Here is a 25402-nt window from a genome sequence, read left to right as displayed (position 1 = left end):
ATAGGCCTTCGCGGTCGCGCCGCCCGACTTCGCCAGCGTGATCGTGATCGCCGCCGTCAACGTCGTCTTGCCGTGGTCAACGTGACCAATCGTGCCGATGTTACAGTGAGGCTTATTGCGGTTGAATTTTTCCTTGGCCATAGGTCTAAGGCTCCAATTTGCCCAAACGGGCTAAGGGTTAAATAAGATTGGAGCGGGTAGACGGGATCGAACCGACATCCTCAGCTTGGAAGGCTGCTGCACTACCATTGTGCTATACCCGCAGTGCACGGTCGCCCTAGCCGGGATCAGCGATCCTGGAATTCTGACCGTTACGTCTCTGGTGATCTGGGGAACCTGCCGGGACAAGACTGTGAGTGATGGTGGGGGAAGCAGGACTCGAACCTGCGAAGCTTACGCAGGGGATTTACAGTCCCCCCCCTTTGCCGCTCGGGACATTCCCCCAAACACTCACAAAGTCTTAGCCGGACGCCTTAAACTCGACCTTTCGAAAAAGCTCAAGCCCTAAAGTGAAAAAAAACTTTTTGATTCACAGGCTTTAGTCGTAAAGACGGGCCGGATCAGTCAAAAAGCCTTCAATCAGGCCTCAAATCGGAGCGCGTCTTATAGTGTCCTCTTTTCGTGAACGCAACGACCGTAAATCGCAAACAGGCAAAAACAGGTCACAAAATTTTGTCGACAAGCCCAAAGGCCCTCCCGGCAAGCCGGTTCAGGACGTGCGCCGTGATGATGACCGACGAGACAAACCTCAATTTAAACAAAAACCTAAAGCCAATTATGAAGGCTGGTTATGGGGCGTGCATGCGGTCGAGGCAGCGCTGAAAAATTCTTCACGCCAGGGACCAATCAAGCTGTTCTTGAGCGAGGAACGGACGAAATCGGCGCCCCCCGCCCTGTTCAAGCGCCAGGATATCCGCATCAGCAGCTTGCAGATGAGCGAAATTTCGCGCCTCCTGCCGCCGGATGCCGTGCATCAGGGCATGGCCCTGCACGCCCCCGTGCTGGAGGGCGATTCGCTCGACGACCTGATGGAACGCGACGCCAAAAATGGTCTGCATGTCATCCTGATGCTCGATCAGGTGACTGATCCACAGAATATTGGCGCCATTTTCCGCTCGTCAGCCGCTTTCGGCGTCAAGGGGCTGGTCATGCAGGACCGCCACTCCCCGCCTCTGCAAGGCGTACTGGCAAAGACGGCGGTCGGCGCCGTCGATGTCGTGCCATTTGCCCGCGTCACCAACCTGTCGCGCGCCTTGGAAACGCTGAACGAGCAAGGCTATGTCAGCGTCGGCCTGGCCGGCGAAGGCGAATTCAACCTGCATGACCTCCTGGCTCAGCAAGGTTGGGGGGAAACTTTGAAAAAGCTGGTCCTGGTTCTGGGGGCCGAAGGCGAAGGCATCCGCCGGCTTGTGGCCGAACATTGCGACCATCTGGCGCGCATTCCCATGCCCGGCGGCTTCGAGAGCCTCAATGTCAGCCACGCCGCCTCAATTTCGCTCTATGAGGTCTGCGCACGCCGGTAACGACGTTGACATGAAGCCGCCAGGGCTTAATTAGAACTCACAGCGTTCTTTAGGTGGTCCCGTGGCGATTGAAACCTCATTCATGAATATCGATCCCGTCCTGTTATCGCAGAGCCTCGCCCTCGTGCAGGTCATCTTCATCGATATTGTGATGGCGGGCGACAATGCCGTGGCCGTTGGGATCGCCGCCGCGGGCCTGCCTGCCGACAAGCGCCGCCTCGCCATCCTTTACGGCCTGATCGGCGCGGTGATCCTGCGTATCAGCTTCGTCCTGATCACCGTTCAGTTGCTGGCCATGGTTGGGCTGTTGCTCGCCGGTGGCATTCTGCTGTTGTGGGTCTGCTGGAAGATGTGGCGCGAACTGCATGAGCACCACGAGACCGCGCAGGCGGAAGCTCTCGTCATGGCTGGCAACGTCAACCTGACCGATGCGGAAAAAGCCGAGCGCGCCGCCCAGCCGCAACAAGCCGCAACCAAAAAGGCCAAGACGCTTCTGTCCGCCACCCTGCAAATCCTGGCGGCCGACATCTCCATGTCGCTCGATAATGTGCTGGCCGTGGCCGGCGCCGCCCAACACCATGTGCCGATCCTCGTGTTCGGCCTGCTGCTCTCCATTGCCGCCATGGGGGTAGCCGCAAATCTGATCGCCAAGGTTCTGCACAAGTACCGCTGGATCGCCTTTGCCGGTGTAGCGGTCGTGCTGTTCGTGGCGCTCAAGATGATCTGGGAAGGCGGTCACCAGATCTGGGAATTCGGCCATTGCGACATGACGCTGAAATGCGTGCCGGTCATGACCAATGAGGTTGTCGTATGGTGGAAGGACACTGTCACCGGTCTGCTGCTTCATAAATAAGAAGGGACCGCTCCCCGCTCCTTCGCAATCAAAAAGCGTCCGGAGACCTGCCGATACTCTTAGGCGAAGGCCCGTACTTATTCGGCCCCTGCGTACCGTCAAGAAAACCACATTCGATCAGTATCCACAGGCCACCGATAAAGGGAATGAGGCCGATCAGAATCCACCAACCGGACTTGTCGCGGTCGTGCCAGCGCTTGACCAGCACAGCCAGCTTCATCCAGACAGCCACCAAACCCAGCAGGCCGAGCTGAGGATTATGTTCAATGAGCCAGAATCCGGGGCCGTACCAATTATGATGGCCATTCATCCAGCCGCTGCCGTAATCGACATGGATATGACCGAACTGCCAGAAGATACCGCCGTAAAGCACGGACAGAACAAGGAAAAACAGCCACAGATGCAGGCGGCGCACGCGCCCCTGAAAGCTGAAAAGAAACTGAACCAGATTCACGACATACCCCCGATCATTCGTTCATAATGAAACGGAGTATACGCGGCTAAAACAGTTATCCTACTGAATTCGTCGTAACCTTACGCCTCGCTGCCACCGAAACGCGCCGTCCATTCGGCGACCATATCTTCGTCGATCTTTTTGAACAGCACTTCGCCCGATTGAACCTTCGTCCCTGTCGCCAGTTTGGTCAGTTCGGCTTTTGCGTCATCCAAAGGCCAGGCCAGCGGCAACTGCCCCCCCACGCAGTCCGCAATGCTTTGCGCGGCGAACGGAATAATCGGCTGAGCCAGCACGGCATAGAGCCTTACCAGATTGAGGCCGTGGCGCACGATCACACCGGCCCGTATCGTATCAGTCTTGAAAGCCGTCCACGGCGCGGCTTCCTGCAGGTATTCATTACCCAGGACCCAGATACGTCGCACGGCCTGCGCGGCCTTGCGCATTTCCATAGCTTCGAAAGCTTCCGCCGCCTCGACCAGAAGCGCCGAGACATCGGCATAGAGCTTCTCTTCCAGCGGTCCGGCCTCGCCGTCCTCCGGCACCACGCCGCCGAACTTCGATTCCGTGAATTTCAGGATGCGATTGACGAAATTACCCAGCACATCGGCCAGATCCTTGTTGATCGTCGCCTGGAACTGTTCCCAGGTAAACGAGCTATCCGAACTTTCCGGCGCATTGGCGATGAGATACCAGCGCCAGTAATCGGCCGGCAGGATTTCCAGCGCCTGATCCATGAAGACGCCACGGTTCATCGAGGTCGAGAACTTGCCACCGTACCAGTTGAGCCAGTTGAAGGCTTTCAGCGTATCGACCATCTTCCACGGCTCGCCGGAACCGAGAATGGTGGCCGGGAAGCTGACCGTATGGAAAGCCACATTGTCCTTGCCCATGAATTCGACATAGCGGACATCATCGGCGCCCTGATCGAGTCGCCACCACTTTTGCCAACCGTCCGGATTGCCTTGAGCCGTGAAATATTCCTTGGTCGAGGCGATATATTCGATCGGCGCGTCAAACCAAACGTAGAAAACCTTGTCCTCGAAACCGGGACGCGGCTTACCATCCTTGGTGACCGGAATGCCCCATTTCAGGTCGCGCGTGATGCCGCGATCGATCAGGCCTTCTTCGAGATGCTTATTGGCGATGGAGAGCGCCAGCGGCGGCCATTCGGACTTACCGGCGATCCACTCGCGCAGTTGCGGCTCGACCTTCGTCTGCAAGAGGTAGAGGTGGCGGGTGTCTCGCACTTCGAGATTGCGCGAACCGGAGACCGCCGAATAGGGATTAATCAGGTCGGTCGGATCGAGCAGACGACCGCAATTGTCACACTGATCACCACGCGCCTTATCGTAGCCACAGTGCGGACAGGTGCCTTCGACATAGCGATCCGGCAGGAAACGACCATCATCGATGGAGAAAACCATTTTGTCGACGCGTTCCTCGATCAGGCCGTTTTTATCCAGTGCTTCGCAGAAGGTCTGCGTCAGTTCACGGTTCTCCGGCGAGGACGAGCGGCCGAACCAGTCATAGCTCAGGCCGAAGGCTTCACCGGCATTCTTCTGGATCAAATGCTGCTCGTCGCAATAGGTGCGCACATCCTGCCCCGCCTTGGCGGCGGCCAGTTCGGCCGGGGTGCCGTGTTCATCGGTGGCGCAGATATAGAGCACTTCGTGGCCGCGTGCGCGCTGGAACCGGGCGAACACATCGGCCGGCAACATGGAGCCGGCCAGGTTGCCGAGGTGCTTGATGCCGTTAATATAGGGAAGCGCGGAGGTGATCAGGATGCGTGACATGGGGACTTTCAGCTCTCTAATGGTGAGAAGGCCGTGGTCATAAACCATTTTGGCCCGCAAAATATAGGGATGATCCATAAATCCGCAAAAAAATCCGCACGCCCCGTATTGCCAAGCCTCTCCAGTCTAGGCATAAGGCGCTTCCGCTTTGATGCCGGCTTAGCTCAGATGGTAGAGCAGTTGTTTTGTAAACATCAGGTCACGAGTTCGATTCTTGTAGCCGGCACCAGCGCAATCCCCTGTTTAATAAGGCGTTCCCATTCCAACCAATGAGAACGCCTTATGAACATCAGGGGGTATGTGTGACCTAAGCCTGGAGCGGACTACTCAGCCGCCTTGGCAACTGCCATCGCTTCCGTCGCGGGCTGTGCTTAGAAGGCCCCGCACAAAGCGGCAAAGGCGTTGCCGATGCGATGCGCGTCTTCATCCGGCAGTCCGGTCAGCGCCTGGCCGACCACCTCGGCCGTATCGATAAGCTTGTCGATAGTCTGCACTACTTTGGCCGGCAGTGCGATCAGATCCAGGACGCGCTCGGCGATCCTGTGTGCCGCGCTTCCATATCGACCGCAGCCACATCCGGCCTATCCAGGGCGCCGGCCACTTCCGAGGCCCGCTCAATCACCGATCCCGTCGCGGCTTTCACCTTGTCGGCGGCGTCTTGGATTTTCTCGGACACCTGCCCGACGGCGAAGCCAACAGCGGCCTTTGCGCATTGATCGCGACCGTACGGAACAATGAAGCGATAAATGCCATGAAGATTTCCAGACTGTAACTGCCGCCTGTCCCACGCCTACTCAGGCAGTTGGGCCTCGCCCCTTACCGTCAGAACCGCAGACGCATTTTTACTAAACGCTGGCTGCCCTCCCCCCAGGCTGATCGTGTAGCTGCCTGCCACCATCTTTCGCACACCCGCTTCATCGACCTGAGACAGGCGGCGCGGATCGAGCGGCAGGGTGATGGTCTGGGTTTCGCCCGCTTTCAGATGAACGCGACTGAAACCGGCCAGGGTCGGATGGGCGCTATCGCCCGGTTTTGCGACGTACGCCTGGACGACTTCATCACTATCACGCGGGCCGGTATTTGACACCTTGACCGATGCGGTGATGGTGTCGCCGGCCTTGATTGTCGCAGAAGACAGAGTCGCATCACTATAGCTGAAGGTCGTATAGCTAAGGCCATGGCCGAAGGGATAGAGGACCGGGCCGTCGAAGTAGCGATAGGTCCGTCCCTTCATATTATAATCTGTAAAGGCGGGCAGTTGATCGGCCGATTTATAGAAGGTCACAGGCAGTCGGCCGGCGGGGCTGAAGTCACCCGCCAGCAACTCCGCCACGGCCTTCCCGCCATCCCCGCCCGGGTACCAGGCTTCGACGATCGCCGGAACATGATCCTTCGCCCAGTTGATACTGAGCGCGCTGCCGTTCATCAGCACCAGGACCACGGGCTTGCCAGTGGCCGAGACGCGCTCGAGAAGAGCCTGTTGGGGCTGAGGCAGGTCGAGGCTCGTACGGTCCCCGCCCGCAAAGCCAGCCGCCTCCACCTTCATCTCCTCACCTTCGATTCGGGCCGATAATCCGCCGACAAAAACCACAACATCAGCGCTCTTGGCCGCCGCCACGGCATCGTCTCCGTTCTCTGCGGGCGTGCTCCATACCAGGCGCTGATCTCCGGTCGCGCCGGTTTGGAACGCCTCGACGCGCAACGGATATACGGTGCCGGCTTTCAGTGCGATCTTGCCCGACGCAATCGAGGGGGCATCACCGACACCCCATTCGTCGATGACAAGCTTGTCTCCGACCCAGATGCGATAACCGCCCTCGCTGGCGAAGCGGAAGCTGTAACCGCCACTTTGCGGCGCCTTGATGAAGCCCGTCCACCTTGCGGACGTTTCCTTGTCCACACCACTCCACGACGTGGTGGCGTTGGCCGCGGTCCTCGCCTCAACCGGTTGGCCAACTGGCTCATGACCGGGGAAAAATTCCGCCTTAAGCCCCTGAGCCCTACATTTGACATCGAGGCACAAGGCCGCATCCGGCACGGGCGGCTGCGCTGGGCCAATCAGACCCGTCCCTTCCGCATAGACGATTCTGGCGTCGGGAAACCGCTCACGAATACCGTCCAGTACCGTCACTGGATCGGTCGGGCGCCCGTAATAGTTGCCAACCAGGGTATCGTAGCTGTCAGCATTGGGACCAATGACGGCAATTGTCTTAGGCGCGGCCAGAGGCAGCAGGCCCTTGTCATTCTTCAACAGCACCATCGACTCCCGTGCCATTTGCAGGGACGTAGCCCGGTGCGCCGGCGTGTTGTTGTCAGCCGCAGTGATGCCGGCATAGGGAGAAGCTGAGACAGGATCGAGCAGGCCCAGGCGATAGCGCGCCGTAAACAGACGCTCAAGGGCTCTGTCTACGACATCCTGAGGGAGCAGGCCCGTATTGACGGCAGACACGATATTCTCCGGTTCGGTCGTCATGTTGTTTCGGTAGTCGCCGCAAATCAGGTCCATCCCTGCCTTGAAGGCCACCGCCACGCCCTCCGGCGCCGTTTTGGTGTAGTGCAGGCTGTCTTCACGGTAGATATTGGCGGCAGCGCCGCAATCTGAAACGATATAGCCCTTGAAACCCCAGGCATCACGCAGTTGGGTTTGCATCAGTTCCGTGCTGGCACACGCAGGCACATCATGAACCGCATTATAGGCGCACATCACCGCGTCAACCTTGCCTTCGGTCACGGCGGCGCGGAAAGCCGGCAGGTACGTGTCTTCGAGATCGTGCGGCGAGGGCTTCATGTCCTGCCGGTGGCGGCCGTCTTCGGGTCCGCTGTGAACGGCAAAGTGCTTCGCTGTGGCATTGGTCCTTGGGTGGGCCGGGTCGTCACCTTGCAGGCCGGAGATGTATGCCACCCCCATGCGGCCGGTCAGATACGGATCTTCACCATAGGTTTCCTGGCCGCGGCCCCACCGCGGATCGCGGAAGATATTGATATTCGGCGACCACACGGTGAGGCCGCGATAAAAATCGGTCCCGCCGTTGCTGTGTACACGCTCGACATATTTGGCACGAAACTCGGTCGAGACCGTCTCTCCGACCTGACGCATCAGGGCTGGGTCCCACGAGGCCGACATGCCGATCGCCTGCGGGAAAACCGTCGCGATCCCTGCCCGTGCCACGCCGTGCAGGCCTTCATTCCACCAATTGTACTCGGGTACCCCAAGGCGCGGAATGGCCGGCGCAGTATGCCCCAACTGATGCGCTTTTTCCTCAAGCGTCATCCGACTGATCAAATCCTTGGCCCGCGCTTCCGGCGCCAGAGCGGTATTTAGATAGGGGCAGTCCGCGCCACTACAGGCCGGAGGCGTTATAACTTGGGCTTGCGCGGTCCCTGCCAAAAAGGCGCAGGCAAAAGCCAATGAAGCGACAGAGCCCATCAGGCGGCTTCGAACATCAGAACAGGTCATGGGGCATTTCCTCAACAGAACGGACGCGCATCTTGCCGGCGCATTGCTGATAGCGGTATCAGCCAATCCGTGCAGCCGTCAAGCCGACTGAATCCAAACGCCGTAGGCGAGGCGTATCACGAACGCTTCAGTCGTTACCTTAGAGCTTGGCTGTCGATCAGGAAAATTACGTGCGTGCCGGTTTTCCGCGTCTCTTCGCTCAATCATTGCTCGGAATTGCGTTCGATCAAATCCGCGACCTTTTAAAGCGGATAAGACCATTTCATGTTCGATCCCGACGCACCTCACAGCGCAAGCACAAACTCGGCCACACCGTTGAATCCGGCGATTAACATTGGTGCCGCTGTGGCGGATGACATCGACAGTCTATGGCAGGGCTGGCTATCGCATTTCACCCTGGGCCTGACTCCGGCCGGTTTGACCGAAGCCTGTGGCGCCTGGCTGGCCCACCTGGCGCTTTGCCCTGGCCGAATGGCCGAACTGGCCACGTTCCCGTTGGTCCATGCGACGGATCAGTTTACCGAAGGGGCGCGTGACTCCCGCTTCCGCTCAGACCTCTGGAAACAATGGCCCTGGCGACAATATGTGCAGACCTTTCACCTGGCGCAGGCTTTTTGGGATCGGGCGACGCTCGACATCCCTGGTCTGGCGCCCGCGCATACACGCAGCATCAATTTTGTAGCGCATCAGGTGCTTAATGCCGTTTCGCCGGCCAACTTCCTGCTGACAAACCCCGATGTCCTGAAGGCCGTCCAGCAATCCGGCGGTCAAAACCTGAGCATGGGACTGGTGCATTTCTACGAAGACTGGCAACGGCGGATCGCCGGTCAGCGCCCGGTCGGCATGGATGCGTTCACGCCGGGCCAAACCGTCGCGGTAACACCGGGCAAGGTGGTATTTCGCAACGACCTGATCGAGCTCATCCAGTACACGCCGCAAACTCAGGAGGTTCATGCCACGCCGATCCTGATCTTGCCCGCCTGGATCATGAAATACTATATCCTCGATCTGTCGCCGCATAATTCACTGGTCAACTGGCTGGTGGAACAAGGGCATACGGTGTTTATGGTCTCATGGAAGAACCCGGATAGCGCCGACTGCAACAAGGGCATGGATGACTATGTCCGCGATGGCGCTTTGGCCGCCCTCGATGCCGTTGACGCGATCATGCCGGGTCAGAAAATCAATCTGGCTGGCTATTGCCTCGGCGGCACCCTGGCCCTGATTTTTGCCGCCTGGCTGGCCGCCCGTCATGATGACCGTCTGCAAAGTCTGTCACTATTCGCCGCCCAGGGCGACTTTACCGAGGCCGGCGAAATTGGCGTCTTTGTTACCGATTCCGAGGTCGCCTATCTCAAGAATATGATGCGCGCGCAGGGCTATCTCGATACACGCCAGATGGCCGGCGCCTTCCAGATGCTGCGCTCCAACGAAAGCTTGTGGTCGCATATGGTCCGCGACTACTGGCTGGGTCAGCGCGCCGAAATGTTCGACCTGCTGGCGTGGAACGCCGACGCGACCCGCATGCCCTTCTGTATGCATAGTGAATATCTGGAACAACTTTTCCTGCAAAATGCCTTTGCTAACGGACATTACAAGGTGCTGGGCCAGGCTGTCGCGCCGGAGAACATCACCCTCCCCGTCTTTGCCGTCGGCACAGAAAGCGACCATGTGGCGCCCTGGCGCTCCGTTTACAAGATTCATCAACTCGCAACAGGCGAGATTGCCTTCGCTCTGACAAATGGCGGACATAATGCCGGTATTATCAGCGAGCCCGGCAGGACCGACCGCCACTATCTTTTTGCCGAACACAAGACCGGGACGCCTGTCCTGTCTGCCGACGACTGGTGCGCGCACGCCGGGCAACATACCGGTTCGTGGTGGCTGGCCTGGCGCGACTGGCTATCCCGCCAAACAAAGACAGGTGACAGGCCAGCGCCGGCGACATGCGGCAGTAAAGATTTGCCGCCCCTGGCTGATGCACCCGGCACCTATGTTCACCAGCGTTGAGGCGATCATGACTATCACACCCCCGACTGTCGATCATTTCAGCCATATACTGGCGGGCGGAAAAGGTCTGCCGCGCATTACTGTCGCCGTAATTCACCCTGTCGACGCACATGCGCTGGAGGCCGCCGCGGACGCCCAGGCGGAAGGGCTGATCACGCTTCACTCGATTGTCTACGCCTCCAAAAGTGAGACTAATGATAACGGAAGATCCGACCCGAATACCCAGCCGCAAATATGTCGTCCCACACCAAATCGGCGATGTGGCGGCTTTTCTGGTCCCGGAGAAAGCGTCCGGGATCAATGGCCAGGCGATCCATGTCGCTAATGGTTTCACCGCTGTGGAGTGATCCGAGACAAGAAGTCTTCAACAAAGGTGACGGTGTTGATCCCGATCAAAGCGTTGGCGGTGGGCCATGCGATCATGTCGTCTTCACTCATCGACAAACGCAAAGGAATTTCCTTATGCCCGCGACTACCTTATCCTCTTCAGACCGAAACGCATCGCCTCCCCGTTCCCACGACGGCGCCAGGAGCGGACCAGCCCTGTCGAGCCACACAGACAATGATCGGCTCGATGGGCACACTCCGCCCCGTGTCAGTTCCCTTCCTGATAGCGCCGACGAAGGCACCACAACACTCGTCCAGGCCAATGATGGGGCTGCACGCATTGGCGCCGCGTTCCTCACGGTCGGCTCGGACAATCTGGCGGCGGCTATTGAGGCCAATGCGTTGTGTGGTCGCCTGATAACGGACATGACGAAGAGCAGTATCGACGCTGTGAGCAATGCGGCCGTCACCTACGCCGGTCTCGGGCGGGAATGCCTCACCTGTCGTACACCGGCGGACGTGATCGAATTCCAGAAAAAGGCAATGGAAGGCATTACCCAAACCTATGTCGCTGCTACAAAGCTTTACAGCGATCTGTTCGAGTCCTATTCGGCGGCGTTCGAGCCGCTCATGGCGCGTTCAGCCGATGGCCCGGAGCGTGTGTTCCGCGCCTTCGCCGACTGACTGTGCCAACCACGCTGGAAAAAAAGCCGGACTCTTATCGAGGTTTCGGCTTTTTTTTTACAACTTTGCTTGGGGCCGGCCCACGTCCAACTTGCCTCGGAAGGCAATCTTGTAACAACAAGTATCCGCAGCACCTAGCAGCGCTTCGCAGACCTTGCCCGAGTGAATGAGATCCATTCTGAGATTTGGACTCTGGATGGTAATCGGCCGCGGATTTAGGCTCGCAGGTGAACCCTTCGACGAAACCTCGTCAGCGTAGCGTAATTGGTTCTTATTGTTAACGACGGACGCCACGCGCTCATCCGACAGGATCGGAAGCGCTGTGGGCAAGCCTTACGAGCATTTCATCACGTTTTGACCGCGATCAATTTGCCTCTGAGGGACCGGGTGTAAATCGTCTTCGACGCCGAATGTGTGCGCCTCCCCCATGCCGAAAGGACTAAACTATGAAAGACGATCAATTGCATCAGGACGTTCTGGACGAACTGGATTTCGAACCGAGTGTCAACGCGGCCCGCATCGGTGTTGCGGTCGATAAAGGCGTGGTCACCCTGACAGGCGATGTCGCCAACTTCGCCGAAAAATACAATGCCGAACGCGCCGTGCGGCGCGTGAAAGGCGTCCGTGGTATTGTGGAGCACATTAAGGTGGTCTTTCCCTCGGATAAGACCACCGGCGATGCCGAAATCGCTGAGCGTGTGCTGACGAGCCTGAAATGGACAGCCCTCGTGCCGGCCGATCGGATAACGGTGAAGGTCGAAAACGGCTGGGTCGCCCTGAATGGCGACGTTGACTGGCAGTTCCAAAAAGCAGCGGCGGAGGCCGCTGTACGCAGGCTTTCCGGCATTAAGGGGATCAGCAATCTGATCAAGTTACCGCCGCAGGTGTCGGGTATCAACGTCAAGGAGCGGATCGAAGGGGCTCTGAAGCGAAACGCAGAGGTCGAAGCCGGCCGCATTCAGGTTGGCGTCGACGGTACGCGCGTGACCTTGAATGGCTCGGTGGAGACCTGGCGCGAACGTACGATAGCGGAAAATGCCGCCTGGGCGGTGCCCGGTGTGTCGATGGTCGATGATCATCTGCGGATCACCTGAAGCCTACCAACTGTCTGTTGTTAATAACGTTTTTGAAAGGAGCGCATCATGTCAAATCAAGCCGTTACCCCGGCCCGCAAGGCCAGTATCCCCGTTCACTCCGGTGAAAATCCCATCCGCAGCCTGCAGACCGATGTCAATCGTCTGTTCAACGACTTTTTCGGCGATCTCGCGTTTCCGTCATGGAACCGCTTTGCCGGCGAAGGGTTCGCTATCCCGTTCAGCGCCAAAGCGCCTGCTCTGGACGTGCGGGAAAGCGAAACCGCCTACACGGTGCTTGCGGAAGTGCCGGGCCTGGCCGCCAAAGACATCCAAGTCTACACCTCGGATGGCTGCATCACACTGGCGGGCGAGAAAAAAGAAGAGACTGAAACACATGAAAAGGGATATTGGCGTCAGGAGCGCAGCTACGGCAGCTTCAAGCGTGTGGTCCCGATGCCCGCCGATGCGGATATTGACTCCGTGGCAGCCGAAATGAAGAACGGCCTGCTGACCTTAACGGTGCCGAAGAAAACCGACGACAGTGCAAAATCGCGCAAGGTCGATATCCGCGAACTGGCGTAACATTGTTGAGTGCCGGCGCTCTCACTCACGCCGGCACTCAACAACATATCCAAGGGGCCGTTGATGCGATGGCGTCTCGATTGGAACGGCGATGCCACTCATTCGGCTATTGTAACCAGTAAGGCGTCGTGATCAGAAAAAGGCTGAGAGATCACCTTGAGACTGAGATCGGGGCGTATGGATCGGCTACAGAGACACAGGTCCAAAACGTGATGCCACCGGTGAAACGTGAAAGTGGGTTCATCGGGGCTATTCATCAGTTCCAGGTCGCCACGCGACAACAGAGGACGCAATTCGCCCAGTCCATTCAACGTATTGAAATCGGCCAGGATAATGACATTGCCGATCAGGTTGTCGATCATTTCCCGCATCTCGCCAAATTGCTTTTGGCGGGTTTTCGCATTTAGCGAAAAATGGGTGAACAAGAGGGTCAAATCCGAAGCCAGCGTAACATGGTAGATTAATCGCTTCGCGCCGTGGACGAAATGCCGATATTCAAACTCGAATGACGTCCTGGCGAGGATTCCGCTGCTCTTGCCCGCATGGAAGGGCAGTTGCGACAGGCGGCTGCCCGGGCCGTATTTATCGGAGACGTCGTGGAAGTGATACGCGTCGCTCAGTAGTGCATCCATTTGATTGAAAAAACCGGAGTGCATCGATCCGCGATCAAGTTCGATGAGACAGCATAGATCAGGCTTTTCTCGCTCAATGACTTCCATGAATTGAGAAAGAACAGCCCGCTGAAGTTTTATCGGCTGAAAGACATGCCGGTAGCCGCGGGCGACATGCTGGAGCAAGGCGCCGTTTATACCGGTCGCATATCCGAGATTGCTGAAAAGTATCTTCACCTTAAAACCAGTCGCATCAGCGCGAAGCAAAGTCCCCCGATCAGGCGCTCAAACCATAGTTTCATCCTACGATCGGATATCCTTGTCAATGAGGCGTGGCCGATGTCCTCGTCAAAATTACCCCGCAGTTGTGCAACGACTGATGGATCCCGAAGGATAATATTGACTTCACGATTATATCCGAGTCCAAGACAGTCGAAATTGCAGCTCCCCACGGTCGCCCAGTCGTCATCGATGACGGCATATTTCGCGTGCATAACACCCTGTTCGTATAGATATACGCGAAATCCACAGCGTTGCCAGCGGCTGAGAAGCGCCGCCGTCATTCTGTCCGCCACAGCAACGTCGGTAAGACGGGACAGCAACAGAGTGATTTTCACGCCCCGCCTGCCCGCCTGTTGCAAGGCGCTCTCGAGTTCGGGTGGCGGAAAGAAGTAGGGCGTCGCCAGGCATATGCTGCTCTTTGCGGCCGCCACCGCTGCCAAAAGGGCCTCGCGAATGGGAAAGTTTCCGCCCAAAGGATTTTGCGCCGCATATGTGGCTGACGGCCCACCCGCTTCCGTGGCGCCAACATTGCCATCGACCACACCGTCGCCGATGTCCTCCCACAAATCCTGGAAGTCGGCCCGGGCGGCATGATTCAACTGGTCCGGCAAGCGTATCATCGTATCCCGCCAGGTGATCATATACGCCGCCAGGCACATGCTGCCGACGAACGTACAATCGGTATCTATATGAAGCAGTTTTGCGTGGGTCCTTGGGAACCAGGATCGAGGCCTCAACAGATCGGGCGGGCGCAGGCCATGATAATAGGCGATCTGGACACCGGCAGTTCGTAATTCCTGCATCACAGGGTGCGACTTGACCATACGGCTGCCGAACGCATCCAGGATAATCCGCACCCTGATACCATCGCGGGCTTTTGCCGCCAGAAGCCCGAGGAAGCCGAGGCCAACCGTGTCGTCGCGCACGATATATTGCTCGAAATCGATCGTCGATGCTGCGGCCCCGCAAGCCGCGCTCATCATCCTCCATGCGTCATCGGTCGTTCGGTAAATCTCCATAGGTTACGTTATACCCATAAATGGCGGCGCAGTAGGAATCTCATTCCGACATTTTGCTTTTTGCTCGGCACCAGTGGCTACAGGACAACCGGTTGACCAATCCAGTGGCTTTCCATGTATAGTTCCAGCTAGATGAGCGAACTGATCAGCGTGGCGAAGACACACCAGACGGATGGAAAATCAGATCGTAAAAGCCAGCGGCCATCGCAGAGCCGATTTATCAAATGGCGCGGCGTCCATCCGTGAAAGGGTATGTCCCTGGATCAATATCTGGTCGCCACCCCGGCACCTGACCGGACATGGGGTCGAGGGCCGTTGGGTTGGTATTTCGTCATATCGGAAGCGGTGGCCGGAAAAGCTAAGGCCAGGACGGCGCCAACAGTAAAAGCCCTTTCCGTCCGGTCATTTCGGCCTCCTCTTAGCTGCGGCAAATGTCTCGGTATCAGAAAATACGCCATCCCTGTTTGACGCCGGTCAAATCAAGCTCGCCCGGATAAAGCTATTTTGCTTGCTGATGGGCGCACAGATTCGCACGAAGCCCCTAAAATTTCAAAAAGACCCGAGGAGTGCCGGAATAATGGACAGAGTAAAAGATAAGGTTGTCATTGTTACCGGCGGCGCCAAAGGCATCGGCCTTTCGGCCTGTCATTTGCTCGCCCGTGAAGGGGCGCTTGTGGCCATTCTCGACATCGACCCCGCCGGCGAAGAGGTCGCCGCGGCCATACGCAATGACGGTGGAACCGCCTGGTTCTGGACGTTGAACACCCTGAACGAACCAGACATCGCCAGGGTATTCGCGGAAGTCGTTCACCGCTTCGGCGGGATAGATGTCCTTGTCAATAATGCGGGCATAGCCGGCACCAATAAACCCACCGACGAACTCAGCGAGGCAGAGTGGGACGAGGTCATGAACGTCAATGTGAAGGGTGTTTTTTTCTGCACCAAACATGTCATTCCCCACCTGCGTGCTGCGGGCGGCGGTTCGATCATCAACCTGTCTTCTATCTATGGCCTGATCGGCGCGCCGGATAGTCCGCCGTATCATGCCTCGAAGGGTGCGGTTCGCCTCATGTCAAAGACGGATGCCATGCTTTACGCCGCCGACAACATCCGGGTAAATTCGCTTCATCCCGGCTATATCTGGACGCCGATGGTCGAGGCCGTCGCGCGACAGGATGAAAAGGGCGTCGAGCATTTCAAGACCGCCATGGGCCACCTCCACCCGTTGGGGCGCATGGGCGAACCCGACGATATCGGCTGGGCGATCGTCTATCTGGCATCGAATGAAGCCAAGTTCATTACAGGAACGGAGCTTATCGTCGATGGCGGCTATACGGCCCGTTAGAGCGAGATGATACATGCGCGCCAGTAGATACACGGACGCCCCCCTCCATGGCGCGTCTCTCGACCATGTGGGCATTCCTGTACCCACACCAGGTCCGGACGCGCTTCCTGCACCGCGCGGATCACCACAGAAAGCAGCGCCAGGACCACCAGAATGACGGCTTTGCGTAGATCGGATAATACGGCAATACCTTTCGCGTCGTCCTCGCCACCATAAACGTGGTGACCGGATCGTGCCTTATCCGGGTGACACCCTGAAATCGGGCGATCGCGTTACGACAGGCGACCAATAAAATGGATGCAGATCTCGTAAGCCCAGAGGCCGAAGCCGATCACATACCGTCCCCCCCAATAGACCCATGCCAGCGCGACAAGCGCCACGGCCGTCGACAAAACCATCAATACGCCGTCCCTTTGCAGCAGGGCCAGGCCCGTCAAGGCCACGGCAATGCCGGGAATTACATTGGCGCCAGGCATCGGGATCAATAGCACCAACGCCATGACCAGGGTCTGGAGACCGATAAATCCCGTTACCGGCCACCGGGTCAGCGGTTCGATGCGCGGCTTGGCCACCACCTCAAATCGCCGAAGCAGTTTGCTACAGGCGCGAAGCACGGCCCGCAGATTTTCGCCTTTCAATTGCCACTTACGGGCAAACTCTGGCATCCAGACACTGCGGCTTCGGGTCATAATTTGCAGCGATGGCGCGATCAACAGGATACCGAAAAGGGTAGACATACCGGGAATGTTCGGGACGCATAATGGCAGCGAGCATACGAGAAGCAGCAAGCCGACGCCTCTCCCGGCCAAGGCGTCAATTAATTCGCCGACCGAAACGCGTGGCCCTTCGAGTTGCTCCGCCAATTGCCTGAACAATTCGGATGAGGGCATGGCGTCTTGAGTGACGGAAGACGCATCCGGACGTCGCATGGATTACCCCCTTGGTTTCACTGTAACCCGGCTCGAGAGTGCAGTGGCCTGAGCTGAGAATACAGATTTATTTCATATGCGAGCGATCCAGCTCAAGACGCCCAGTAGACATGCGTTGGCAATGCACGCGCACAGAGGCGCCGCTGCACGCCAGCCGGAACGCACGCCTCCCAAGCCTAACACCAGCCCCACCTTGACAGCGGTATTCAACATCGCGGCGGCGGACACAATCAGTCCCGCGACCTGCGGCGTCACGAAACCGGGCGGCAAACCGCTCAGGGTAATGACCGGGGAATCGGCATCGGCCATGCCGCCGAGGACCAGGACGGCGCTCAAGCCCGACGGGCCAGACACTTCCTGCATCCACCGCGCCGCCAGAGACAGAGCCGCAATCAGCGCCGCCAGGACGACGGCTGGCATCAGCTCGAAGGGATTACCGGGCGGCGCGGCAACGGAGGATTGCGGCGCGGCGGCCCGGTTCCGCCACAGCAGCCCGGCGCTCCAGCCTGTCGAGATCAGGGCGGTCGGTGCAATGAACAGGCAGACATGTGCGAACGCAGACGGTAACAAAACGGCGGTCAGGAGCAACAGACGGACGTAACTGACGGCTGTCGCGGCCACGATACCCGCCACCAGAGCGTTGACCGCCGCCCCTTCCTCCCGAAGACGCTTTGCCAGGCTTGCGGTCACCGCTGTTGAGGACACCATTGCGCCAGCGACGGCTGACAGGACAATGCCACGGGAGGCGCCAAAGCGCCGCACCGCAATATGGCCGGCAAACGAAAACCCGCAAACCAGTACTACGATCGACCATATACGGCGCGGATTCCAGGCAAGCATCGGGCCCATCGCCTCATCGGGCAGGACCGGGAGTATGGCCAGTGCAATCAGGGCGAACCGCGCCAGAGCCTGAACTTCTGCTTCGGTCAATGTGTCGAGCCAGGCATGAAGCTGAGTTCGCGATGCCAGCACCAGCGTGGTCACGGCCGCCACGATGCAGGCCAGCCCTTCATGATCGGACGCGGCCATGACTCCCGTGCCTATCGTAATGATGCCCACAATCGCCGTCGTCGCGCTCACATCCTTCCTTGACTGTGAACTGCGTACATAGCCAGCCACCATGATAGCGGCGCAGGCGCCTGCGATGACAAGAGAGACTCCAGACGCTACGGCGTTAGTCTGGCCGACAATGCCGCCTGCCAGGCCCAGAAGGCCGAAGGTGCGAATACCGGCGACACGCCCGCCATCCGGTTCCATGCGCCGCGACCAGCCGCGTTCGATCCCGACAAGCAGCCCCAGCCCCAAGGCAAGGATTATGCCCTGATACGAGCCGATCGCTTGCAGACTGCCAATGGAAGATATCAATGACAAAGAAGCAGCGGAATACGGCTGTTCTTCAGGACATGATCGGTGGCGCCGCCTACCAGCATCTCCTTCCAATGCGCATGACCATAGGCCCCCATGACCAGAAGTTGGCTGTTCAACCGTTGGGCATAGGTGAGAATGGCCTCGCCATCACTCATCGCAAAGGGGCCGGCGCGCTCAATGTGGGCTACGCCGTCGTGTAAGGCGATCCAGTGCGCGGCTTTTTCCACGGGCGCGACGAAGTGGCGCTCCTCCTTCGGCAAGATGGAGATCACCTGGACATTCTGCCCCGCCGCGATCAGGAATTCCATCGCCCTGAGCGCGCGCCCGGCGGCGGCGCTTCCATCCCAGGCGATGGCTAACACCTGGCCAGGTGTAGCCAGGTCGCTCACTGGCTCGGAACCGCTCGGTACGACCAGGGTGGGCACGGAGGTATCCAGAAGCGCGGACAGAATTGGGGCCATGTCATAGGACGTCTGAGGCGCGTCACAACCAAGGATAATCAGATCGCTGGTGCGCCCGAAAGCCGAGACAACAGTGCTGGCAATGCCTACGGTGGTTGCGAATAAGACGCGGGGCGCGTCATGGCCGCTGTCAGCGTCTGTTTGGCGGACGAAAGGCAAGCCGGATTGTGCCGCCGTTTCCGCCGCCTCCAGTTCAGCCCTGTCCGCCCTGGCCAGCCCATCCCGCTCCATGGCCGCCAAGTCTACGCCATAAAGATCCGGATAGACCACGATCGGTACCATCGGGTGGACTATTTGCAATTCGGCCTGAAATCTCTTGGCGGCAAGACACGCCGTTTTTAGGGCGGCGGCTTCATAACTCTCGCCGGCGTAGACGCACAGAATGGATTTGACGGTCATGACTTTACATCCTTTATGAGTAGACAGTAGACACCACGGCCGGTGGTGCATTGACCTGGATCAAAGCCGCACTCTTTGTTCGCCTGAACCTGGAACCGGAGCCTGGCGGACAAAAGAGGCCAAATCGCCCGTCCTGGGCAGGTTTAACCTCGAGCGAACAATTTCAAGACCGCGCTAATCAATGGCCAGGAACGATTTCGCGCACTGCGTCATACAAGGCGCCCGGCGTAATTGATCATTACCAATCAAGGCCTTTGCGGCGTCGGGGCGACATGCGTTGTCTCATCCCACACCCAAGCTTGAGCGAGCAAGTCCACGACTTCAGCATCCTCGGTCTGCCCAAAATGAACATAGAACATGCCGACGCTACGGAACGGCTCAGGTACATCGAGGCAAATCACCTCGTCTGCCAAGTTCTTCAGCAGCGCATGGGCGGTTTGGGATGCCACTGGAATGGCAGCGGTTATGCGCGCCGCACCCAGTTTACGGGCGGCCTGGATGGCGGCGCCCATCGTGGCTCCTGTCGCGCATCCGTCGTCAATCAGGATTACCGTTCGATTCTTCAGTACTGGCATTGATCGTCCCTGACGGTAAGTCCGGCCACGACGTTCAAGTTCTGCCAGTTCCCTGCTCACTATTGTTGAGATGTCTGCCTCTGGGATGAATCGTGTAATTGCATCAATGAGCACCTTGACACCGCCATCTGCGATGGCCCCCATGGCCAGTTCCTCGTGCCCCGGGACACCAAGCTTGCGCACCAGCATCAAATCGAGTTGCAGATGCAGAATTTTCGCAACCTCAAACGCTACCGGAACCCCTCCCCGCGGCAAGGCCATAACAATAACGTCACGCCGATCGCGGAATCCTTCAAGCGGTTTTGCCAGTTGGCGACCGGCATCTCTTCGGTCCCGGAAATACATGAGACATTCTCCCTGAAGCTTTCACCTCGCCGTTTATCGGTTTTTCGGCATTCCAGCCTTGATCGCGATCAAATGTGATCGCTTTAACCCTTTTGCCCGATTGAATGTCAGTTCGTTGAACGCCTGATTTCGACCCCGCGAGGCCCTATTGAATGTCTGTGGTCGATAATTGACAAAAGTCATGCCGCCCGGTGAGGCGTTTTTTATCGATCGTCTGTCCGGCTTTTAAGGTAGGCAATGAGCGCCTGTCGTTCCTTTTTGTCCTCGATACCAATCCACATGGGCGTTCCTGGGTGGGCGCGCCCGGGATCCTCCAACATCCGATCGAGCGCCGCATCGGTCCAGGTGTCGCCACGCGCATAACTGGCTTGAAGCGCTGACGAGTAGGTGCGACCGGGAACAGATCCGATGCGACGCCCCCCCACGCCGAAGAGAGGCGGCCCAAGATCATTGACCATGTAACGGCTATTGTCATGGCACACGGTGCAATTCCTCGCATAGACTTCGGCACCGAGGGTTAAGCGTTCGGTCTTCATTCGAGGACCTGCCCATCCTGGACCGGCAACAAACACGCCTGCTAAAATCAGGGCCTTGAGACGGTTCATCTTCATTCACCTCTGTTGAACACAATGCGCTCGATGTCAGACAATAGGCAAGATCCCTCCTTCTGACATTGATTGCGATCAATCCTTATCGACTTGTCCTCACCAAAACGTATCTCGTCATGCCGCCCATCATCGCACCTCCCAAGATTGCCCCGTGAAGCTTCAAAACGCGGCGGGATATTCTGTGGCGTCAAGCAAAACGCGACTGGGCAAGACCACTAAGGCCCCGGTCGTGAACTGATGTTGTCCGCAGCAGGCAGGAAAGGCAACACTATCCCCCTTCCCGTTCAGGTCGTGCGGAATAACGACACCGGCTGCCTGTTGCAATGCCCCACGTTGACTTGTCTCGATTAACCATGCCTAATTGAAATTCGCCACAAAGGCGAGTACCTATCACTTTAAGTAGATTCCAAGGGGTATTCGGCGTGAAAGACGTTTTTGACCTGCTCCGGCGTCGCAAGGCGCATTTTTATGACGGTGTTCCCGCCGGCAAATATGCGGGCTGGCCAAGCTATGCCCTGGCGGTGGTCACGACGGTAGGATCACCGTCAGCGGCAATGCCAGCGGCGGGGCTACGTTTCGTTTCACCTTGCCCAAAGCGGATGACAGTCTCAATAGCGAGGAACGGAAATGACAACCGATCGCGTTATTCACATTGTCGATGACGAAGCCCCAATCCGGAGATCTCTGGCCTTCTTGCTGATGTCAGCCGGCTTCGCCGTACGAGTCCACGACGGAGGACCGGCTTTTCTCTCAGCCCTTTCCGAGCCGGATAGCGCGTGCCTGGTCACGGATTTGCGCATGCCCGAAATGAATGGCGTCGAACTGATCGAGGCCCTGGCCGAACGCCGGTGGCATATCCCTGCCATCGTCATAACCGGCCATGGTGATGTGCCAATGGCCGTGGCCGCGATGAAGGCTGGCGCTTCCGACTTTATCGAAAAGCCGTTTGCCGACAATCTGATCATCGAGGCGATCAACCGCGCTTGCGCCACAGCGACTTCCCACGCTGTCGTAAGCGCCACGCAGCGGAGACATACCAGCGCCTCAATCAGCTAACAGCCAGGGAACGTGAGATATTGAGCTCCCTCGTGGCCGGAATGCCAAACAAGACGACTGCCTGCGAACTTGAAATCAGTCCGCGAACGGTCGAAGTGCACCGCGCCAATATTATAAGCAAGATGAACGCCAGGAGCTTACCTGAACTGGTTCGCATGACGCTGTCGGTCGACCTGAACCGGTCGAATCCGGAGTCCGATTGATCAGCATCAAATGCAATTGGCCAGGGCCGGATATGCTACTGACATGAAAACACTTGATTCGCCTTCCGTGCTCGTTGTCGCACCTGACGCTGACCTGAGGCATTCTCTCGCCTTTATATTGTCCGCAGAGGGGTTTTCGGTGAAAACCGATACCGTTTGGCCACCTCAAGGCAACCTGGCTCATACCGATCTTGTCGTGATCGATCATGGCGCCTTCGCCGACAAATATCCGGGCGACGAAACGCTGTCCGGTCTGACAGGGAAGATTGTAATTCTGGCCAGACGGGAACGTATTTTGCCGCTCGTCCCGGGTGCTGTTGTCGTTCACAAACCGCTCCTCGAACGCGAACTTATCGATACGCTCAATACGCTCCTTTGAGGCGAATCCATTGTCTAAGTAGAATCCCGTAGATAGAAAACCGAATACCGAGCATCGATATTTCCGGGCATTAATGTCTTAACATTGGTTAACGGAGTGACGTTCATGTTTGATGCAGCCCCCGCCCACGCTTCAGTTGCCCTCCAGCGCCGCGCGGCGATTTCCGCCGATACAGGTCACCGGCTCGATCATCTCCTGACCGGTCCCGTGGTGACTTTTTCCCCTGGAAGGGAGATATACGCCGAGGGCGACAAGTCCGGTGCGCTATACCAGGTCGCCTTCGGCGTCGTCCGTATTTACCGGTTGCTGGCTGATGGCCGTCGCCAGATATGCGCCTTCCAGACTCCCGGCGAAATTTTCGGTTTCGAGTCGGGCGCGCAGCGGCACTTTTTCGCGGACGCCGTCAACCTCGTGGGCCTGCGGGTTTTGCGTCCTGGCAGCGAAGCCGAATTATCGCATGAACTGCTCAAGCTCGCTTTGAGCTCACTGGATCGCGCGCACGATCATTTGATGAACGTTGGCCGTAACGACGCAGCCGGGCGCGTTGCCGCCTTCCTGATAGAGCTGGCCGACCGCCAGGACTCGCGAGACAGCAATATCATCGACTTGCCGATGTCCCGCGCCGATGTGGCGGATTATCTCGGCCTCACGATCGAAACGGTGTCTCGCGTACTCACCAAACTGAAGGTCGCTGGCATCATTCGCCTGGACTCAGCGCGTCATCTCGATGTCCTGCGTTGGGATGCATTGGAAAATATGACCGCGTAAATCGCGCAGGAGGCCGAAATGACCAAATTGCCGACCGTTTCTTCCATTCTTTGCCTGTTTCAGGGTGAAAGCTCCGAACTGGCTGCGCTCAATATGGCCTTCGGATTGGCGTGCCGCTTTGGCGCTGTTTTGCGCGTTCTGCATATCTCCACACCACCGATGCAGATTATCGATCCGTTTGGCGCGAGCGCCTATGTCGGGGGCTTCGTGAGCGAAGGCCTGATAGATAGTTTGATAAAAGACGAAGACAGCCTCATAGCCACCGCCCGTAAGTCTGTTCAACAGTACGCGGCATCCTGCAAGATAACCTTGTGCCGAGACGAACATCACGCCGCGATCACCGCCGGACCCCGCGTCGTTTTTGATGTCGAGGAGGGATACGCCGGGCGCCTCGTCGACCATTATGGCCGGCTGTCGGACATCATCGTGGCCCGGCGCGAAGAAGCCAGCGGTTTCAATAATGACAGCCGCGTCCTGCCCGCCTTGTTGGACACGGGCAAAGGGGTTATTCTTGTCCCCGGCACGCCGTTTGAATCGCCCAGACGGCGGGGCGATTTCAACAGTATTGCCATCGCCTGGGATGGCAGCCGCCAAGCCTCACGCGCGTTGAAGAACGCACTCCCCTTAATGTTTGGTGTGAAGAGCTTCTATCTCCTCACCGTGAATGAGACAGGCTATTCTACGAAAACGCCGTGGATAGACCCTGTTGTATGGCTTCAACCTTACGGGATTGTCCCGATACCCGTTGAGCTCGAAGATACGCAGGGTTCGGTCGCCCGATGCCTCCTCGATGCTGCCACCGACCTGAAGGTCGATCTGCTTGTGCTCGGTGCCTTTGGCCATAATCGCCTCTCGGAAATCCTGCTTGGCGGCACGAGCCATTACGTCTTGAAACATGCGGCTCTGCCCGTTCTTTTGACTCATTAGGCGGCAGGCTGTGCAAGGCAAAGCCCAGTCCCTGGGTGATTGCTTAGAGGAATTGAGATATGAGTATGCAAGTTTTGGAACGCCCAACGACCGGACCAGACCGCCACGCGTCCTGCAATACAGCTATTTCGCAGACAGGGAGCGATCTCGTCCTGAAACTCCGTTTGGATCAGGCGGAAACGCGGAATGCAGGCGCGTATGTCCTGTGGGACGCCTATTGCGGCCATGACCATGTTGGGTATGCCAGTCTGGAATATGCCCCGGCTGAATTCGACGCCACCTTGGCACGACTTAGTCCAGCCTTACGACTATATATTCAGCCCAAATTTCGCTGGCGCGGCCTGGGATCGAAACTGGCAAGGGCCGTTATCACTCAGCTGCGAAATGAGGGGTTTTCTCGTCCAGTCCTTGCCTCGCACATGGGCGGCGATGAGGCCGCAGCGTGCATTTTGATACAATGCGGCTTTCTCTATACCGGCTGCAAGACAGCCGGTCCCGGAGATCAAGTCCGCCTGCATATGCTTGCCCTGCTGTAACATCTTTCAAAAAAATCTCTGACGTTTGATCAGGCGCAAACCGCGACACCGGTTTGGCGGGATATGTACAGGGCTGTTTGTTCTGGAGCGCCCATGCCCATTTCTTTTTCCATTAAAGGCCTGACCAAGCTCTATGGAAGCGGGACAACCGCCGTCCGGGCATTGAGTGATGTGACTTTCGATATTCAGGCCGGTGAACTCATCATGCTGGTCGGCCCATCGGGCTCCGGCAAGTCCACGCTCCTCAATATTTTGGGCGGACTTGATCATGCGACCAGTGGCGAGGTGACGTTTCAGGGCCAAACCTTGACAGCGATGAACGATCGCGCACTAACGGCCTATCGCCGAAAGCATGTCGGTTTCATTTTTCAGTTCTACAACCTGATCCCCAGCCTCACCGCGCGCGAGAACGTCGATCTGGTGCGCGAAATCGCCGACAATCCGCTCTCTGCGGCCGATGCGCTGGCCCTGGTCGGACTAACGGGGCGCATGGATCATTTTCCGGCCCAATTGTCCGGCGGTGAGCAGCAGCGCGTCGCCGTGGCGCGGGCCATTGCGAAACGTCCGGCCATCCTGTTGTGCGACGAACCGACCGGGGCCCTTGACCTGACAACCGGGGTGCAGGTGCTTGACGCGCTCAGCGAGATCAATCGGCTTTATAAATCTACCACCCTCGTCGTCACTCATAATGCCGATATCGCCCGCATGGGATCGCGCATCGTCAAGTTCGCCGACGGTCATATCCGCACTATCGAGACGAACGCAAGCCCTGCCAAACCGTCTGAGCTCGTGTGGTGAAGATGAGACCGCTCGACGCAAAATTGGTGAG

At 57.9% G+C, this 25402-nt stretch carries 28 protein-coding genes and 3 tRNA genes; 16 read left to right on the top strand and 15 right to left on the bottom strand.

Translation table 11 applies throughout. The annotated features are described in order from the left end of the window. The 3 genes from VL130_RS13365 to VL130_RS13355 form a co-directional block, all read right to left on the bottom strand. On the bottom strand, positions 1–141 hold a 141-nt coding region (locus VL130_RS13365), incomplete at its 3' end, for a GTP-binding protein (RefSeq protein WP_325363424.1). A gap of 48 nt (positions 142–189) precedes the next feature. Continuing rightward, positions 190–263: transfer RNA gene (locus VL130_RS13360), tRNA-Gly, on the bottom strand. A 97-nt stretch (positions 264–360) separates the two neighbouring features. Continuing rightward, a tRNA-Tyr gene (locus VL130_RS13355) sits at positions 361–444 on the bottom strand. 164 nt (positions 445–608) lie between these two features. On the opposite strand from VL130_RS13355, the gene rlmB reads away from it, so the two are divergent. Beyond that, entirely contained in the window at positions 609–1523 is a 915-nt protein-coding gene (gene rlmB / locus VL130_RS13350) for a 23S rRNA (guanosine(2251)-2'-O)-methyltransferase RlmB (protein ID WP_325363411.1), read from the top strand. Positions 1524–1605: 82 nt separating this feature from the next. Continuing rightward, the gene (locus VL130_RS13345; protein ID WP_325363410.1) at positions 1606–2376 is read left to right on the top strand and encodes a YjbE family putative metal transport protein; all 771 of its coding nucleotides are present in this window, start codon (positions 1606–1608) and stop codon (positions 2374–2376) included. A 28-nt stretch (positions 2377–2404) separates the two neighbouring features. Here VL130_RS13345 and VL130_RS13340 read toward each other — a convergent pair whose 3' ends face one another. Continuing rightward, positions 2405–2830, bottom strand: a complete 426-nt coding sequence (locus VL130_RS13340; protein ID WP_325363409.1) for a DUF805 domain-containing protein — start codon at positions 2828–2830, stop codon at positions 2405–2407. Positions 2831–2910: 80 nt separating this feature from the next. Then, positions 2911–4626, bottom strand: coding sequence for a methionine--tRNA ligase (gene metG / locus VL130_RS13335; protein WP_325363408.1), 1716 nt, complete (start codon positions 4624–4626; stop codon positions 2911–2913). Between the two features lie 153 nt (positions 4627–4779). On the opposite strand from metG, the gene VL130_RS13330 reads away from it, so the two are divergent. After that, positions 4780–4855: transfer RNA gene (locus tag VL130_RS13330), tRNA-Thr, on the top strand. A gap of 142 nt (positions 4856–4997) precedes the next feature. Here VL130_RS13330 and VL130_RS13325 read toward each other — a convergent pair. The 3 genes from VL130_RS13325 to VL130_RS13315 form a co-directional block, all read right to left on the bottom strand. Next, positions 4998–5120, bottom strand: coding sequence for a hypothetical protein (locus tag VL130_RS13325; protein WP_325363407.1), 123 nt, complete (start codon positions 5118–5120; stop codon positions 4998–5000). A gap of 20 nt (positions 5121–5140) precedes the next feature. Beyond that, the gene (locus tag VL130_RS13320; RefSeq protein ID WP_325363406.1) at positions 5141–5302 is read right to left on the bottom strand and encodes a hypothetical protein; all 162 of its coding nucleotides are present in this window, start codon (positions 5300–5302) and stop codon (positions 5141–5143) included. Between the two features lie 114 nt (positions 5303–5416). Next, positions 5417–8083, bottom strand: a complete 2667-nt coding sequence (locus VL130_RS13315) for a glycoside hydrolase family 3 C-terminal domain-containing protein (protein WP_325363405.1) — start codon at positions 8081–8083, stop codon at positions 5417–5419. A 264-nt stretch (positions 8084–8347) separates the two neighbouring features. Here VL130_RS13315 and VL130_RS13310 point away from each other — a divergent pair, with 264 nt between their 5' ends. From VL130_RS13310 to VL130_RS13295, 5 genes are all read left to right on the top strand, one after another. Beyond that, positions 8348–10093: a PHA/PHB synthase family protein gene (locus VL130_RS13310; protein ID WP_325363404.1), complete on the top strand. Its 1746-nt coding sequence runs from the start codon at positions 8348–8350 to the stop codon at positions 10091–10093. A 194-nt stretch (positions 10094–10287) separates the two neighbouring features. Then, the gene (locus tag VL130_RS19545) at positions 10288–10440 is read left to right on the top strand and encodes an SDR family oxidoreductase (RefSeq protein WP_414636276.1); all 153 of its coding nucleotides are present in this window, start codon (positions 10288–10290) and stop codon (positions 10438–10440) included. Between the two features lie 406 nt (positions 10441–10846). Next, on the top strand, positions 10847–11104 hold the full coding sequence (locus VL130_RS13305; protein WP_325363403.1) for a hypothetical protein: 258 nt from the start codon (positions 10847–10849) through the stop codon (positions 11102–11104). A 446-nt stretch (positions 11105–11550) separates the two neighbouring features. After that, complete coding sequence (locus VL130_RS13300; protein WP_325363402.1) at positions 11551–12198, top strand: BON domain-containing protein; 648 nt, start codon at positions 11551–11553, stop codon at positions 12196–12198. Positions 12199–12246: 48 nt separating this feature from the next. Continuing rightward, positions 12247–12762 carry an Hsp20/alpha crystallin family protein gene (locus tag VL130_RS13295; RefSeq protein ID WP_325363401.1) on the top strand — a complete coding sequence of 172 codons (516 nt, stop codon included), beginning with the start codon at positions 12247–12249 and terminating at the stop codon, positions 12760–12762. Between the two features lie 98 nt (positions 12763–12860). Here the strand turns inward: VL130_RS13295 and VL130_RS13290 are convergent, their stop codons facing one another. Together VL130_RS13290 and VL130_RS13285 are read right to left on the bottom strand one after the other, a co-directional pair. Further along, positions 12861–13610 (bottom strand): endonuclease/exonuclease/phosphatase family protein, encoded by a 750-nt coding sequence (locus tag VL130_RS13290; RefSeq protein ID WP_325363400.1) that lies wholly within the window; start codon positions 13608–13610, stop codon positions 12861–12863. Beyond that, positions 13607–14638 carry a phosphatidylserine/phosphatidylglycerophosphate/cardiolipin synthase family protein gene (locus VL130_RS13285; protein WP_325363399.1) on the bottom strand — a complete coding sequence of 344 codons (1032 nt, stop codon included), beginning with the start codon at positions 14636–14638 and terminating at the stop codon, positions 13607–13609. The genes VL130_RS13290 and VL130_RS13285 overlap by 4 nt, the downstream gene beginning before the upstream one ends. A gap of 613 nt (positions 14639–15251) precedes the next feature. Here VL130_RS13285 and VL130_RS13280 point away from each other — a divergent pair. Then, positions 15252–16019: a glucose 1-dehydrogenase gene (locus VL130_RS13280; protein WP_325363398.1), complete on the top strand. Its 768-nt coding sequence runs from the start codon at positions 15252–15254 to the stop codon at positions 16017–16019. Positions 16020–16291: 272 nt separating this feature from the next. Here VL130_RS13280 and VL130_RS13275 read toward each other — a convergent pair whose 3' ends face one another. The 5 genes from VL130_RS13275 to VL130_RS13255 form a co-directional block, all read right to left on the bottom strand. Beyond that, the gene (locus VL130_RS13275) at positions 16292–16948 is read right to left on the bottom strand and encodes an exopolysaccharide biosynthesis protein (RefSeq protein WP_325363397.1); all 657 of its coding nucleotides are present in this window, start codon (positions 16946–16948) and stop codon (positions 16292–16294) included. A 72-nt stretch (positions 16949–17020) separates the two neighbouring features. Beyond that, positions 17021–18313 (bottom strand): MgtC/SapB family protein, encoded by a 1293-nt coding sequence (locus VL130_RS13270; protein WP_325363396.1) that lies wholly within the window; start codon positions 18311–18313, stop codon positions 17021–17023. Next, the gene (locus tag VL130_RS13265) at positions 18310–19176 is read right to left on the bottom strand and encodes a universal stress protein (protein WP_325363395.1); all 867 of its coding nucleotides are present in this window, start codon (positions 19174–19176) and stop codon (positions 18310–18312) included. Before VL130_RS13265 ends, VL130_RS13270 begins: the two co-directional genes overlap by 4 nt. A 245-nt stretch (positions 19177–19421) precedes the next feature. Then, positions 19422–20096 (bottom strand): phosphoribosyltransferase, encoded by a 675-nt coding sequence (locus tag VL130_RS13260; RefSeq protein WP_325363394.1) that lies wholly within the window; start codon positions 20094–20096, stop codon positions 19422–19424. A gap of 203 nt (positions 20097–20299) precedes the next feature. Next, entirely contained in the window at positions 20300–20701 is a 402-nt protein-coding gene (locus tag VL130_RS13255) for a c-type cytochrome (protein WP_325363393.1), read from the bottom strand. 630 nt (positions 20702–21331) lie between these two features. Between VL130_RS13255 and VL130_RS13250 the strand changes: the two genes are divergently transcribed. From VL130_RS13250 to VL130_RS13220, 7 genes are all read left to right on the top strand, one after another. Further along, positions 21332–21760 (top strand): response regulator transcription factor, encoded by a 429-nt coding sequence (locus VL130_RS13250; protein WP_325363392.1) that lies wholly within the window; start codon positions 21332–21334, stop codon positions 21758–21760. A gap of 32 nt (positions 21761–21792) precedes the next feature. Next, positions 21793–21963: a LuxR C-terminal-related transcriptional regulator gene (locus VL130_RS13245; RefSeq protein ID WP_325363391.1), complete on the top strand. Its 171-nt coding sequence runs from the start codon at positions 21793–21795 to the stop codon at positions 21961–21963. Between the two features lie 43 nt (positions 21964–22006). Continuing rightward, positions 22007–22342 carry a hypothetical protein gene (locus VL130_RS13240; RefSeq protein ID WP_325363390.1) on the top strand — a complete coding sequence of 112 codons (336 nt, stop codon included), beginning with the start codon at positions 22007–22009 and terminating at the stop codon, positions 22340–22342. A 105-nt stretch (positions 22343–22447) separates the two neighbouring features. Then, positions 22448–23110: a helix-turn-helix domain-containing protein gene (locus tag VL130_RS13235; protein ID WP_325363389.1), complete on the top strand. Its 663-nt coding sequence runs from the start codon at positions 22448–22450 to the stop codon at positions 23108–23110. Between the two features lie 18 nt (positions 23111–23128). Further along, entirely contained in the window at positions 23129–24037 is a 909-nt protein-coding gene (locus tag VL130_RS13230; protein ID WP_325363388.1) for a universal stress protein, read from the top strand. 59 nt (positions 24038–24096) lie between these two features. After that, positions 24097–24573 carry a GNAT family N-acetyltransferase gene (locus tag VL130_RS13225; RefSeq protein WP_325363387.1) on the top strand — a complete coding sequence of 159 codons (477 nt, stop codon included), beginning with the start codon at positions 24097–24099 and terminating at the stop codon, positions 24571–24573. Between the two features lie 93 nt (positions 24574–24666). Then, positions 24667–25371, top strand: coding sequence for an ABC transporter ATP-binding protein (locus VL130_RS13220; protein WP_325363386.1), 705 nt, complete (start codon positions 24667–24669; stop codon positions 25369–25371). Positions 25372–25402: the final 31 nt, after the last annotated feature.

It is taken from the genome of Asticcacaulis sp., assembly GCF_035497195.1.
GTDB lineage: Bacteria > Pseudomonadota > Alphaproteobacteria > Caulobacterales > Caulobacteraceae > Asticcacaulis.
Note: the sequence above shows the minus strand (reverse complement) of the source record. Positions and strands in the feature narration are given on the sequence as shown.

Bases quoted from the DNA above. Each gene is read 5' to 3' on its own strand.
- VL130_RS13225 (WP_325363387.1), top strand. From the start codon at position 24,097: ATGAGTATGCAAGTTTTGGAACGCCCAACGACCGGACCAGACCGCCAC.
- VL130_RS13305 (WP_325363403.1), top strand. From the start codon at position 10,847: ATGACGAAGAGCAGTATCGACGCTGTGAGCAATGCGGCCGTCACCTAC.
- VL130_RS13275 (WP_325363397.1), bottom strand. From the start codon at position 16,948: ATGCGACGTCCGGATGCGTCTTCCGTCACTCAAGACGCCATGCCCTCA.
- VL130_RS13315 (WP_325363405.1), bottom strand. From the start codon at position 8,083: ATGACCTGTTCTGATGTTCGAAGCCGCCTGATGGGCTCTGTCGCTTCA.
- VL130_RS13260 (WP_325363394.1), bottom strand. From the start codon at position 20,096: ATGTATTTCCGGGACCGAAGAGATGCCGGTCGCCAACTGGCAAAACCG.
- VL130_RS13295 (WP_325363401.1), top strand. From the start codon at position 12,247: ATGTCAAATCAAGCCGTTACCCCGGCCCGCAAGGCCAGTATCCCCGTT.
- VL130_RS19545 (WP_414636276.1), top strand. From the start codon at position 10,288: ATGATAACGGAAGATCCGACCCGAATACCCAGCCGCAAATATGTCGTC.
- VL130_RS13300 (WP_325363402.1), top strand. From the start codon at position 11,551: ATGAAAGACGATCAATTGCATCAGGACGTTCTGGACGAACTGGATTTC.
- VL130_RS13265 (WP_325363395.1), bottom strand. From the start codon at position 19,176: ATGACCGTCAAATCCATTCTGTGCGTCTACGCCGGCGAGAGTTATGAA.
- VL130_RS13310 (WP_325363404.1), top strand. From the start codon at position 8,348: ATGTTCGATCCCGACGCACCTCACAGCGCAAGCACAAACTCGGCCACA.
- VL130_RS13240 (WP_325363390.1), top strand. From the start codon at position 22,007: ATGAAAACACTTGATTCGCCTTCCGTGCTCGTTGTCGCACCTGACGCT.
- VL130_RS13220 (WP_325363386.1), top strand. From the start codon at position 24,667: ATGCCCATTTCTTTTTCCATTAAAGGCCTGACCAAGCTCTATGGAAGC.
- metG (WP_325363408.1), bottom strand. From the start codon at position 4,626: ATGTCACGCATCCTGATCACCTCCGCGCTTCCCTATATTAACGGCATC.
- VL130_RS13285 (WP_325363399.1), bottom strand. From the start codon at position 14,638: ATGATGAGCGCGGCTTGCGGGGCCGCAGCATCGACGATCGATTTCGAG.
- VL130_RS13250 (WP_325363392.1), top strand. From the start codon at position 21,332: ATGACAACCGATCGCGTTATTCACATTGTCGATGACGAAGCCCCAATC.
- VL130_RS13235 (WP_325363389.1), top strand. From the start codon at position 22,448: ATGTTTGATGCAGCCCCCGCCCACGCTTCAGTTGCCCTCCAGCGCCGC.
- VL130_RS13230 (WP_325363388.1), top strand. From the start codon at position 23,129: ATGACCAAATTGCCGACCGTTTCTTCCATTCTTTGCCTGTTTCAGGGT.
- VL130_RS13345 (WP_325363410.1), top strand. From the start codon at position 1,606: ATGAATATCGATCCCGTCCTGTTATCGCAGAGCCTCGCCCTCGTGCAG.
- VL130_RS13255 (WP_325363393.1), bottom strand. From the start codon at position 20,701: ATGAACCGTCTCAAGGCCCTGATTTTAGCAGGCGTGTTTGTTGCCGGT.
- VL130_RS13280 (WP_325363398.1), top strand. From the start codon at position 15,252: ATGGACAGAGTAAAAGATAAGGTTGTCATTGTTACCGGCGGCGCCAAA.